This window comes from Exiguobacterium sp. RM11, assembly GCF_059821525.1.
The window spans coordinates 1804609-1816947 of sequence record NZ_CM187558.1 but is presented as its reverse complement, the minus strand read 5'-3'; the positions used below and the strand labels follow the sequence as shown (position 1 = coordinate 1816947).

Genomic DNA, 12339 nt, shown 5'->3' with positions numbered 1-12339 from the left:
GAACATGTGTAGGAAAGGGATGTAATATCATGACAGGTGAATTTGCAGTCATTGGATTAGGGCGGTTTGGTGGGTCAATCGTCCGTGAGTTGTCTTCAAACGGATATGACGTCCTCGCCATCGATTCAGATGAAGAACGCGTCAATGAGTTCATGGGTTTGGCCACTCATGCCGTGATCGCGGATACGACAGATGAAAACGTGTTGAAGAGTTTGGGGATTCGTAACTTTGAACACGTCATCGTTGCCATCGGTGAAAACATTCAAGCTTCGATTTTAACGACGTTGATCTTAAAAGAACTTGGCGTCCAAATCATCACTGTCAAAGCGACAAACGATTACCATGAAAAAGTTCTCCGTCGCATCGGTGCAGATAATATCGTCCACCCAGAACGTGACATGGGTGTTCGAATCGCAAACGGTTTGATGAGCCAGAGCATTTTAGATTATCTTGAATTATCAAATGAACATTCGATTGTTGAAATTAAAGCGTCAGATAAGTTATCGAACAAATCGCTCATCGATTTGGACTTCCGTGCGAAGTATGGGGTCAACATTGTCGCCATTCGTCGTGATGATGATGTCATCATTTCGCCGCAGGCGGATGAGATGATCTTATCAGAAGATATTTTGATTATCATCGGAAAAGATACCGATTTAGACAGACTTGAACGGACGTTACGTTCGAAATAAAAAAAGACCTCTTGAGCGATACCGTGATCGTTGAATCGATTGATCCAACTCGGCGGTTTGACGCAAGAGGTCTCTTTTTTAACTAAATCAGGCGAGAATTCTCCCTCCTCTAAGCGTCTCGGGGCGTAGCCCGGCGGAGGTGGGGGATGAATCGCCCGGTCCAAAACTCTTTTTCCCTGTGACAGATGTGACGAACAGAAGTTCGTGATTCCGTCAGATTTTCCCTCCCCCTCCGCGGGTATCGGATGAGGAGGACACATCACGATCTTCTGGAGGGAGAAGGGACGGACATGCTGAAAGGCTACACATACAGGCTCCATCCGACGCCGGCACAGGCCGAGTTCCTCATCAAGACGATCGGCTGCGCCCGGTTCATCTACAACAAGCTGCTCGAGGACCGCATCGCCATCCGCGAGGAGGCGAAAGCGGGGATCGTGACGAGACGGAAACCGGCGACACCCGCATCCTACAAGCCCCTGTTCCCGTTCCTCGCCGAGGCGGACAGTCTCGCGAACGCGAACGCGAAGCTGAACCTCGACACCGCGTTCGCGAAGTTCTTCGCCGGGACGGGCGGCTTCCCGGCCTTCAAATCGAGACGACGGTCGCGTGCCTCCTACACGACGAACAACCAGCACGGCACGATCCGCATCGAGGCGGGAAAAGTCCGGCTGCCGAAGGTCGGGTTCGTGCGGTTCACACAACATCGCCCGTTCGAGGGCGTCATCCGGTCGGCGACGGTCTCGATGACGAGGACGGGCAAGTTCTTTGTCTCCATCCTCGTCGATCAAGAGGATGCACCATGGATCCCAGCCGAGAACAAGGTCGGGATCGATCTCGGCCTAAAACATTTCGCCATCATGACGAACGATGCGATGGTCTCGGAGAAGATTGACAACCCTCGCTTTCTCCGACAATCCGAAGCGAAGGTCAAGAAGGCGCAACGCGCGCTGTCACGCAAGAAGATCGGGAGCAAGAATCGTGAGAAGGCCAGGTTGATCCTCGCCAAGAAACACGAAAAGATTGCGAATCAACGTAAGGACTTCCTCCACAAACTGTCGAGACGGATCGTTGACGAGAATCAAGTCATCGTCGTGGAGACATTGAAATCGAGCAACATAATGAAGAACCGACGCTTAGCCAAATCGGTTGGCGATGTCAGTTGGTACGAGTTCGTCCGTCAACTCGAGTACAAATCAAACTTCTACGGACGGACGCTCATCAAGGCAGGTCCTTGGTACGCATCCACTCAGATCTGCTCCACTTGCGGCGTAAAGGGCGAGAAGAAGGCGATGGATGTCCGTGAATGGACATGTGTCTGTGGCGCGCATCATGACCGTGACATCAACGCGAGCATCAACCTATTGATGTTGGCCGACTGAACATCCTTCAGGGTGGGAACCACCCGACGAGCTTGGTAAACAACCGTGGCTAGTAAAAGTACGGTCTTCCCAAGAAGCTCCCCCTTCAATTTGTGAGGCAAATAAGTGGCGAGTAGTTCACATTAATTTCATCGCTTTCAATCCATATTCGATGCCATCTTCAAGAATCGATTTCGTCACAAAGTCCGCAACGTCTTTCGCTTCAGAACGAGCATTTCCCATGGCAATCCCTGTCCCTACATATTGGAGCATGGCCAAGTCGTTCAAAGCGTCTCCAAACGCGTACGTATTCTCGAGTCGATAACCGTTCGCTTCGATAAAGTGACGAATGCCGTCGGCTTTACTTGCACCTTTATTGATGACGTCCATCGCATGTGGATGCCAGCGGATGAAGTCGAACTCATGATAGGCGTCGAGATAGTGATGCTCATCTTCAGGTGTACAGTAAAGGAGCGTTTGATAGACGTCTTCTTCTGTGTGGAAGTTTGGTTCGTAGCGCGGAATCGGCATGTCGAGTTCTCCAAGAGATTGCTTGACGATGGCGTCATCCGGTTTTGAAGCGCCGCCGCGATCTTGTCCCAGGTAGACGAGAGTATGGTCGTTCGAAGCGGCATGAGTCGTCAAACGACCGAGCGCATCTTTAGATAGGGTGTTGCGATACACGATTTCACCTTTATGCACGACGATTTGACCATTGTAACAAACGAGGCTATCGATTCCGACACGTTCCGGGATATCTGATAACATCGCTGGTCCTCGTCCCGTCGCGATAAATGTCTCGACGCCGTTTTCACGAAGCGCTTGAATCGCTGAAATCGTTGAAGGTGGAATATAGCTACCTTCATGCAAGAGTGTGCCGTCAATGTCGAAAAAAACAACTTTTTGATCTTCCATTTGATTCACCATTCTTTCTCTTTGTCTAAAAAATATGTTTTTCGATCCCACTAAAAGGATAACACGAAATAGGGAAACTACCACGAATATCACATCGTTAGTGAAATATTGCCATGATATGAGCTATAATGAAAAAAGAATCTTACGGACATATTCGAGAATCACTTATGTTTCACATAGATGTATTAATAATTGAAGTAAGGAGAGATTAAATGAAGTTTGTTAAGAACCACCAAACAGCCGTGTTCGCATTAGGCGGACTAGGAGAAATCGGGAAGAACACATACGTTGTTCAATTCCAAGATGAAATCATCGTCATCGATGCGGGAATCATGTTCCCAGAGGATGACTTGCTTGGGATTGACTATGTGATTCCGGATTACTCGTATTTGATTAAAAACAAGGACAAGGTAAAAGGGGTATTCATCACGCACGGTCACGAAGACCATATCGGGGGAATTCCATTCTTACTCAAGCAAGTCCAATTACCGATTTATGCGACGAAACTTGCGCTCGGTTTGATTAAAGTAAAACTCGAGGAGCATGGATTGTTGCGTGAAGCGGAACTCCACGAAATCGATGAGGATTCACTCATCAAGTTCCGTAAAACGAGCATTTCGTTCTTCCGGACGACGCACTCGATTCCGAACTCGCTCGGTGTTGTCGTCAAAACACCACAGGGGAACATCGTCCATACAGGTGACTTCAAGTTCGACTTCACTCCAGTCGGTGAACCTGCCGACCTCGCGAAGATGGCGGAAATCGGAAAAGAAGGCGTGCTCTGCCTCTTGTCTGATTCGACAAATGCGGAAGTCGAAGGCTTCACCATGAGTGAGAGCGTCGTCGGGGGGACGATTAGCGAGACGTTCCGTAAAGCGGACGGTCGAATCATCTTCGCCACATTCGCATCGAACATTTATCGTTTACAACAAGTCGTCGATGCTTGTGCTGAGACTGGGCGTCATCTCATGATTTTCGGTCGTTCCATGGAGAAAGTCATGACGATCGGGCAAGAGCTCGGATTCATCAACGTTCCGAAAGGGATGATCATTGAAGCGAATCAAATGCGTCACTATGACCCGAACGAGATTGCCATTCTTTGTACCGGTTCACAAGGTGAACCGATGGCCGCGCTTAGTCGTATCGCGAACGGAACACACCGTCAAGTGTCGATTATCCCAGGAGACACGGTCATCTTCTCATCTTCTCCGATTCCGGGGAACGCCATCTCGGTCGGGAAGACGATTGACCAGTTGTATAAAGCAGGGGCTGACGTCGTGTACGGGAAATTGACGAACATTCATACGTCTGGACACGGTTCACAACAAGAACAGTTGTTAATGATTCGTCTTCTCAATCCAAAATTCTTTATGCCGATTCACGGAGAGTATCGCATGCTGAAGAAACATGCGGAGCTTGCTGAATCAGTTGGGATTCCGAAAGAAAATAGCTTCGTCATGGATAACGGAGAAGTGCTCGCTGTCGATTCTGAGTCGGCTGCGGTCACTGGTAAAATTTCTGCGAACGCCGTTTACATTGATGGGAATGGAATCGGCGATATCGGGAATATTGTATTAAGGGATCGTCGTATCCTTTCTGAAGATGGACTTGTCGTCGTTGTCATCAGTATCGATGGCAAAACACGTAAACTCGTTTCAGGACCGGATATCATCTCGCGTGGATTCGTCTATATGCGTGAATCAGGTAGCTTGATTCGTGACGGCGAACGTCTGTTGAAGAAAACGGTCGAGCAAGGGTTGTCAAATAAACAGATGAAGTGGTCGGAGATGAAGCAACTCGTATCTGATACGCTCACACCGTATTTGGCACAAAAGACGCGGAGACACCCGATGGTCCTGCCGATTATTATGGAAGTATGATCGAACGGGCTGTAGGTGACTACAGCCCGTTTTTTGAACCGCGAAGGAGGAGGGGAACTCATGGCTAAGGAAAAAGGGAAAAAAGGATGGCTCAAGTGGGGATTGGTCATCATCGCGGTCATTTTTCTCATCACACTTGTGTATCATCAAGTGAAACCGTTACCGGATGGGGTGTCACGACAATCTGAACCATATCTCATTTCAGACGATCAAATCGATTTTCTTCATGATTTGACATATCAAGGAGAGGATACGGAGATTGTCGAGCAAGAAATTTTTAAGGAAGTCGAGCGAGCGATTCGAGAAGCTGAGGAATATATCGTCATGGACTTTTTCTTATTCAATCCATATTCCAATGAAGACCGACAATATCCGGATATCACATCGCGATTGTCATCAGCTCTTCTAGAGCAAATAGAGCGATACCCGGATTTGAAAGTCGTCTTTATTACAGACGATATCAATACGACGTATAACGGACACGTTTCCGACCACTTCGATGTGCTTGAAGAGGCGGGAGTCGAAGTCGTATACACGAATCTCGACGCACTTCGTGACCCGAACATTTTGTACTCCACGTTTTATCGGATGGCGATTCAATGGTTTGGGGATAGTCAGGACGGCTGGTTGCCGAATCCGATGGCCTCGTCGGCACCGGATATTACCGTCCGGGCGTATTTACGATTACTGAACATTAAAGCGAACCATCGAAAAGTGATGGTGACAGAAAATGAAGGGTTTGTGCTATCGGCGAACCCGCATGATGCAAGTGGATATCACTCTAACGTCGGTGTCCATTTAAAAGGCCCTATTTTAAAAGAAATTGTGGAAGGGGAGCAAGCGGTCGCGACGTTCTCCAAAGGCGATGCGCGACGTTTCCCGGATGATGAGGCGTTGTCAACGATTGAGAGCGAACCGACCGAGGCGCCGATGGAGATTCGTTACGTCACGGAAGGGAAGATCCAGGAGTCAGTGCTCGATGCGATGAACGGGGCGACGGAAGGGGATACGATATGGATCGGTATGTTCTATTTGGCTGATCGAAATATCATTCAAGCGATTGAAGATGCCGCCGGTCGAGGTGTGACCGTGAACATGATTCTCGACCCGAATACGAACGCATTTGGTCGTTCAAAATCGGGATTGCCGAACTTACCTGTGACGGCAGAACTGAATACCGTCAATCCTGAACAAATCGAAATTCGTTGGTATGAGGTCGGCAAAGAACAATATCATCCAAAAATCCTCTATGTGGACGGTGAAGAGAAGACAGTCGTCCTAGGTTCTGGGAATTATACGACACGAAATATGAACGACTACAACCTTGAGGCAGACGTCGAAGTAAAAGGAGAAGACGATACAGCTTTCTTTGATGAAGTAGACGATTATTTCAATCGCTTATGGAATAATGAGGATGAAACGTACACTGTGGCATATGACGAGATTCAAACCGATCTCCCGCTCGGAAAGTACGTGATGTATTGGCTTCAAAAAGTGACATGGACGATGACATACTAAAAAACAGCTATCCTCAGATTAAGGATAGCTGTTTTGACGTTAGTTCGTCTCGATTGGATTAAACTCGTTCGTGTATTCATATAAGAATTTCCCGGTCTCTTTCAAGACGTCACTCTTACGGTGAAGCGAGAAGTGGTCGTACGGTACGGTCTCTGTTTGAATATTATTCGTGTACTCTTCGAGTAACAGAGAGCTTTCCGGCTCGATTAAATTGAACTCGCCGCCTCTTCCAGAGAAGGAGAGGACTTGGACAGATCGTGGCCACGTCTCAAGTTTTGACTGGAAGGCCTGTAACCCATCCGAATTCGGTGATAAGTCACGGATGGCAGGGCTACCTGTGTTGATTCCAAAGTTACTAGCCGATAGGCCGAAGTTTGCAAGTCGGGTGCCCCCAAATGGGCTATCGAACGTGACGAACTTATCGATGATGTATGTCTCCTGATTCAAAATGTAGTTGGCAGCCGCAACGCCACCCATACTATGACCGAGGATATACATGCGATCGAATGAGCGGTTTCTCGTTTTCTTATACGTTTCAATGGCAGCATTTAACCATTTCGTTTGATTGTTCAAAGAAGCTTCTGCATCTTCGAACTCGATGCGAACGATTGGACGATTCGAGCTGTAGTCATAAATTTCGCAGTCGGTTTTTCCTTTGACGGTAACCGTACAAAGGGCGCCGTCGGTCGCCTGACCGCTCTGTTCCATCGCTTGCGAGAAGCGGAGGAACGTTCGGTCGGTCCCAAGTAGACCATGCACCGCGAACGTAGGGATAAATTCGTTCGTCTGCGAGGCTTGGCGAATCGCCTCGGATTGTCGCTCATTCGCCAATTCTTGTCGGAATGTCCCGACAATCAATGCGAGTGAAAGGGAGACAATCAATAACCCCAACAGGCGCGAACGAATCGATGTTTCTTTAGGGTTACCGATGTTTTTTCGATACTTACGCCAAATGAAATACCCTAAAATAATCGCTGCGACAAATACGATGATGGTGATCACCCATGCTTTAACGTTTGGCACATGGGCGACGAGTTTTAAGTTATTTTGGCGTCCTCCGTACACTTGCCATTCGACATGCTTCATCGATCGAAGATCAAGTCCGGTCCCGTCCTCCACGAACACACCGGTCGGAACAGTCAAGTTAAAACGAATGTCGGCTTGACGGATATAGCGCTCGGCTAATTTTTTTGGAGAGCCCGATAGTTCGACACCCGGTAAGTCAACCTGGTCAAGTCGGAGGTCGAGGTTCGTCTGCATCGTGTAAGAATCAAACCAAATGCCTTCTCGTTGCTCGATATCGAATTGAATGTCAGGAGGGACGAGAATTCCAGCTGGCCCCGTTTTCCACTCTTCTTTAATCTGTTGCAACTCATCCACATTGCGGAACGTCTTTTTCAAGACCATTCCTTCATAATCATCGGCGCTTGAATAATCTTCTGTCTCGTACCCGTTTTCCTCCGCCTGCTCCTTCCACGTATCCCAGTCGAGCCTGAGATTGAGCAACTTCATCACCGGGTGGTCGCGGAAAGCATATGTGGTTTCGAGTGAAACGGATTGATCGTAATGCACGGTCGCATCGTAATTAATGCGCACACATCCGCCGATTAAAAGAAATAAAAATGGGAATAGTAACAACAGTGCCTTTTTTCTCGAGCTAAACATGTTAAATCGGTTCGCCGTATGTGTCTAGCGGATTCGACATATTGATTCGGTCATAGAACAAGATGCCGTCCAAATGGTCGAGCTCGTGCTGACACACGATCGCGCGCATTCCCCGAAGACGAAGCTTGATTGGCTGTCCGTCTCGGTCAAACCCTTCTAATGTGATTCGACGAAAACGAGGTACATTTCCTTTGATTACGCGGTCGACCGACAAACAGCCTTCCCCACCGTTTAAAAATGTCTGTTCGACGGAGTGGCTCGTGATTTTAGGATTGAAGATTGAGAGTTTGAACGTCTCTTCCTCTTCTTGTAGCAAGACTGTGAAGAAACGACGGTTTACCCCGAGTTGTGGCGCGGCGATTCCGACACCACCTCGTAACTCGTATTTTTCACTCATCTCTGGGTCTTGACTATTGACGAGGAACGTCTCCATCTCGTCGAGTAACGCCAAGTCCTCTTCGGTTGGCGGAATCGGTACTTCAATTGAACGTGTGCGGAGTCGTTCGTCTCCTTCGCGAATGACGTCTTTCATCGTTAACATGTGCAACTTCCTTTCTGTAAAACATATATGATTGATTATATCATATTTAAAGAGAGAAGAATGTGGATGGTACAGAAGGTGAAACGAAAATGATACAGAGACAAAATGAATGTCATATCCCTTGAATGTAAGCGTTTTATTTCGGTAAGCATATTTTTTGCGTTATTATAACAACCCGTTTTATACTAACTAGGAAACGGCAGGAGAGCATAACTTTCCTGAATTACGTTAATACAGATTGCTTTTTTGGACAGATACACGTAAGATTTGAGATAGTGTTTGATCACAAAAAAGACAATTGTCTCATAGTTGAAAGGATGAGGTGAAACGAATGAACAACGTTCAGGTACTTCAAAACGTGGAAGAAAACTTCCAAACGTTCCGTATTCTCGACGAGAAGGGTGAGGTCGTCAACCAAGACGCAATGCCTGACCTAACGGACGAGCAACTTCAGGAACTCATGCGCCGCATGGTCTATACTCGAATCTGGGACCAACGCGCCATCTCACTTAACCGTCAAGGACGCCTAGGATTCTACGCGCCAGTGGCAGGTCAAGAAGCGACGATGATCGGGACGCAATACGCGCTCGACAAAGAGGACTGGATCCTTCCAGGATACCGTGACATTCCACAACTCGTATTCCACGGACTTCCGCTTTATCAAGCGTTCTTGTTCTCACGTGGACACGTGGCAGGAAACCGCATCCCTGAAGGTGTCAACGTATTGATGCCGCAAATCATCATCGGTGCACAAATCATTCAAACTGCGGGTGTGGCAATGGGCCTCAAACGCAACGGCAACAAAAATGTCGCTATTACTTACACAGGTGACGGTGGCTCATCACAAGGTGACTTCTACGAAGGATTGAACTTTGCAGGTGCATTCAAATCACCAGCAATCTTCGTCGTTCAAAACAACCGCTTCGCTATTTCGACACCAGTTGAGAAGCAAACAGCAGCTAAAACGATCGCGCAAAAAGCTGTTGCAGCTGGAATCAACGGAATCCAAGTAGACGGAATGGACGTTCTTGCAGTGCTTGCAGCTACACAACAAGCTCGCGTAGACGCACTCGAAGGAACACCGACACTTATCGAGTCACTCACTTACCGTTACGGACCACACACGCTCGCTGGGGATGACCCAACACGTTACCGTACAAAAGAACTCGACACAGAGTATCAAGAAAAAGATCCACTCGTACGTTTCCGTCTCTTCCTTGAGAACAAGAAACTCTGGAACGAAGACATGGAGAACGAAGTGATCGAGCAAGCGAAAGCTGATGTGAAAGAAGCAATCAGCCAAGCTGACAAAGAACCAAAACAAAAAGTTTCGGACTTCATCAACAACATGTTCGAAGAACTTCCTTCAAACTTGAAAGAACAGCTTGAAGAATATACTGCAAAGGAGTCGAAGTAAGTTATGGCTCAAATGACAATGATCCAAGCGATTACTGATGCGATGCGCGTTGAAATGAAACGCGACGAGAAAGTACTTCTCTTCGGAGAAGACGTTGGTAAAAACGGTGGGGTATTCCGTGCAACGGAAGGCCTCCAAGACGAGCTCGGCGAAGACCGTGTCTTCGACACGCCACTCGCTGAATCAGGGATTGGTGGTCTTGCAATCGGTCTAGGTCTTACTGGATTCCGTCCGATCATGGAAGTTCAATTCTTCGGATTCGTATTCGAAGTATTCGACTCAATCGCAGCTCAAATGGCACGTATGCGTTACCGTTCAGGCGGCGCTTACAGCCAACCAATCACAATCCGTTCACCATTCGGTGGTGGAGTTAAGACACCTGAGCTTCACGCGGACAGCCTTGAAGGTTTGATGGCTCAGACACCTGGTCTTAAAGTCGTTATTCCGTCGACTCCTTACGATGCAAAAGGTTTGTTGATCGCGTCAATCCGTGACAACGATCCAGTTGTGTTCCTCGAGCACATGAAATTGTATCGTTCATTCCGTGGCGAAGTACCTGAAGGTGATTACACAATCGAACTCGGTAAAGCAGATGTGAAGCGTGAAGGTACAGACGTTTCAATCATCACTTACGGTGCGATGGTGCATACTTCACTTAAAGCAGCGGAAGAACTCGAAAAAGAAAACATCAACGTTGAAGTCATCGACCTCATGACAGTGAGCCCGCTTGATATCGACACAATCGTAGAATCTGTTAAGAAAACAGGTCGTGCGATCGTCGTTCAAGAGGCACAACGTCAAGCAGGTATCGCTGCGAACGTTGTAACTGAAATTCAAGAACGCGCAATTCTTCACCTCGAAGCACCAGTTCTTCGAGTAACTGCACCAGACACAGTCTTCGCATTTGCACAAGGTGAAGACATGTGGTTACCAGACCATAAAGATGTCGTTGCAAAAGTTAAGGAAGTTGTGAACTTCTAAGATCGTGTCGAATAAATGATAAGGGAGAATCTTCTCCCTTGTCGTGTTTACATGATGAATTGATGGGAGGAAAAACCAGTGGCAGTATTTGAATTTAAATTACCAGATATCGGTGAAGGTATTCACGAAGGTGAAATCGTCAAGTGGTTCGTAAAAGCAGGGGATACGGTCAAAGAGGACGATGTTCTTTTAGAAGTACAAAACGACAAAGCAGTCGTTGAAATCCCAGCTCCAGTCGACGGTACAGTCAAAGAAGTTAAAGTTTCTGAAGGTACAGTTGCCGTAGTCGGCGACGTCCTCATTACGTTTGACATCGAAGGCGACGCACCAGCAGGTGAAGAAGAAACACCTGAACAACCGAAAGCAGAAGAGAAGACAGAAGACGTAAAAGAAGATGTGAAAGAAGACGCGCCACGCGACGTTCAACTTCACAAATCTGAGCGTGTCATCGCAATGCCATCTGTCCGTAAATATGCACGTGAAAAAGGTGTCGACATCCGTGAAGTAAACGGTTCTGGCGACAACGGTCGTGTCTTGAAAGAAGACATCGATGCATTCGCGAACGGTGAAGCACCGTCTGCAGAAGCTACAACAGAGAAAACAGAATCTGTAGCACCAGCAGCAGCTGCGAAAACGGAAATCAAGCCTTACGAGTCAGCGACTCCAGAACTTGAAACACGTGAGAAAATCCGTGGAATCCGTAAAGCCATCTCGAAAGCAATGGTTAACTCGAAACACACTGCACCACACGTTACACTCATGGACGAAGTCGACGTTACAAAACTCGTCGCACTCCGCAAAGACTTCAAACAAGTCGCGGCTGACCAAGGCGTGAAACTCACGTACTTGCCATTCGTCGTGAAAGCATTGACTGCTGCAGCGAAAGCATTCCCAACAATCAACGCTTCAATCGATGACGTGAACGAAGAAATCGTTTACAAAAACTATTACAACATCGGTATCGCAGCTGACACGGACAACGGACTCGTTGTACCAGTCGTAAAAGATGCAGACCGTAAATCAATCTATGCACTTGCTACAAACATTAACGAACTTGCAGGTAAAGCTCGTGAAGGTAAGCTCGCTGGGGAAGACATGAAAGGCGGATCGATCACAATCACAAACATCGGTTCTGCTGGTGGACAATGGTTCACACCTGTCATCAACCACCCAGAAGTTGCAATTCTCGGTATCGGACGTATCGCTGAGAAAGCTGTCGTGAAGAACGGTGAAATCGTTGCTGCGCCAGTACTTGCACTTTCATTCAGCTTTGACCACCGCCTCATCGACGGTGCGACTGCACAGAACGCTCTTAACATGGTGAAACGCTTGCTCGAAGACCCAGCACTTCTAATGATGGAGGGATAAGAAC

General features: G+C 47.6%; 10 protein-coding genes. 7 read left to right on the top strand and 3 right to left on the bottom strand.

The genetic code is table 11. The annotated features are described in order from the left end of the window. The first annotated feature begins 29 nt into the window (after window positions 1–29). Both AC5LIL_RS09475 and tnpB read left to right on the top strand, forming a co-directional pair. Entirely contained in the window at window positions 30–692 is a 663-nt protein-coding gene (locus AC5LIL_RS09475; RefSeq protein WP_074035000.1) for a potassium channel family protein, read from the top strand. Window positions 693–982: 290 nt separating this feature from the next. After that, the gene (gene tnpB / locus AC5LIL_RS09470) at window positions 983–2071 is read left to right on the top strand and encodes an IS200/IS605 family element RNA-guided endonuclease TnpB (protein ID WP_499823970.1); all 1089 of its coding nucleotides are present in this window, start codon (window positions 983–985) and stop codon (window positions 2069–2071) included. A gap of 117 nt (window positions 2072–2188) precedes the next feature. On the opposite strand, the gene AC5LIL_RS09465 is transcribed toward tnpB, so the two are convergent. Next, window positions 2189–2977 carry a Cof-type HAD-IIB family hydrolase gene (locus AC5LIL_RS09465; protein ID WP_499823969.1) on the bottom strand — a complete coding sequence of 263 codons (789 nt, stop codon included), beginning with the start codon at window positions 2975–2977 and terminating at the stop codon, window positions 2189–2191. 200 nt (window positions 2978–3177) lie between these two features. On the opposite strand from AC5LIL_RS09465, the gene rnjA reads away from it, so the two are divergent. Together rnjA and AC5LIL_RS09455 are read left to right on the top strand one after the other, a co-directional pair. Beyond that, window positions 3178–4845, top strand: coding sequence for a ribonuclease J1 (gene rnjA / locus AC5LIL_RS09460; RefSeq protein ID WP_015881254.1), 1668 nt, complete (start codon window positions 3178–3180; stop codon window positions 4843–4845). A gap of 60 nt (window positions 4846–4905) precedes the next feature. Beyond that, entirely contained in the window at window positions 4906–6363 is a 1458-nt protein-coding gene (locus tag AC5LIL_RS09455) for a phospholipase D family protein (RefSeq protein WP_499823968.1), read from the top strand. A 39-nt stretch (window positions 6364–6402) separates the two neighbouring features. On the opposite strand, the gene AC5LIL_RS09450 is transcribed toward AC5LIL_RS09455, so the two are convergent. Then, window positions 6403–8028, bottom strand: a complete 1626-nt coding sequence (locus AC5LIL_RS09450) for an alpha/beta hydrolase (RefSeq protein ID WP_499823967.1) — start codon at window positions 8026–8028, stop codon at window positions 6403–6405. 1 nt (window position 8029) lies between these two features. Continuing rightward, window positions 8030–8569 (bottom strand): peptide deformylase, encoded by a 540-nt coding sequence (gene def, locus AC5LIL_RS09445; RefSeq protein WP_499823966.1) that lies wholly within the window; start codon window positions 8567–8569, stop codon window positions 8030–8032. Window positions 8570–8900: 331 nt separating this feature from the next. Here def and pdhA point away from each other — a divergent pair, with 331 nt between their 5' ends. The 3 genes from pdhA to AC5LIL_RS09430 all read left to right on the top strand — a co-directional run bounded on the left by pdhA (window position 8901) and on the right by AC5LIL_RS09430 (window position 12335). Beyond that, on the top strand, window positions 8901–9986 hold the full coding sequence (pdhA, locus tag AC5LIL_RS09440; protein WP_015881258.1) for a pyruvate dehydrogenase (acetyl-transferring) E1 component subunit alpha: 1086 nt from the start codon (window positions 8901–8903) through the stop codon (window positions 9984–9986). 3 nt (window positions 9987–9989) lie between these two features. Then, window positions 9990–10967: an alpha-ketoacid dehydrogenase subunit beta gene (locus AC5LIL_RS09435; protein ID WP_074034993.1), complete on the top strand. Its 978-nt coding sequence runs from the start codon at window positions 9990–9992 to the stop codon at window positions 10965–10967. A gap of 78 nt (window positions 10968–11045) precedes the next feature. Further along, window positions 11046–12335 (top strand): dihydrolipoamide acetyltransferase family protein, encoded by a 1290-nt coding sequence (locus AC5LIL_RS09430; RefSeq protein WP_015881260.1) that lies wholly within the window; start codon window positions 11046–11048, stop codon window positions 12333–12335. The last annotated feature ends 4 nt before the right edge of the window (window positions 12336–12339 follow it).

Excerpts from the sequence above, each read along its gene's own strand:
- AC5LIL_RS09450 (WP_499823967.1), bottom strand. The coding sequence starts at position 8,028 with ATGTTTAGCTCGAGAAAAAAGGCACTGTTGTTACTATTCCCATTTTTA.
- rnjA (WP_015881254.1), top strand. The coding sequence starts at position 3,178 with ATGAAGTTTGTTAAGAACCACCAAACAGCCGTGTTCGCATTAGGCGGA.
- AC5LIL_RS09435 (WP_074034993.1), top strand. The coding sequence starts at position 9,990 with ATGGCTCAAATGACAATGATCCAAGCGATTACTGATGCGATGCGCGTT.
- pdhA (WP_015881258.1), top strand. The coding sequence starts at position 8,901 with ATGAACAACGTTCAGGTACTTCAAAACGTGGAAGAAAACTTCCAAACG.
- tnpB (WP_499823970.1), top strand. The coding sequence starts at position 983 with ATGCTGAAAGGCTACACATACAGGCTCCATCCGACGCCGGCACAGGCC.
- AC5LIL_RS09455 (WP_499823968.1), top strand. The coding sequence starts at position 4,906 with ATGGCTAAGGAAAAAGGGAAAAAAGGATGGCTCAAGTGGGGATTGGTC.
- AC5LIL_RS09465 (WP_499823969.1), bottom strand. The coding sequence starts at position 2,977 with ATGGTGAATCAAATGGAAGATCAAAAAGTTGTTTTTTTCGACATTGAC.
- def (WP_499823966.1), bottom strand. The coding sequence starts at position 8,569 with ATGTTAACGATGAAAGACGTCATTCGCGAAGGAGACGAACGACTCCGC.
- AC5LIL_RS09475 (WP_074035000.1), top strand. The coding sequence starts at position 30 with ATGACAGGTGAATTTGCAGTCATTGGATTAGGGCGGTTTGGTGGGTCA.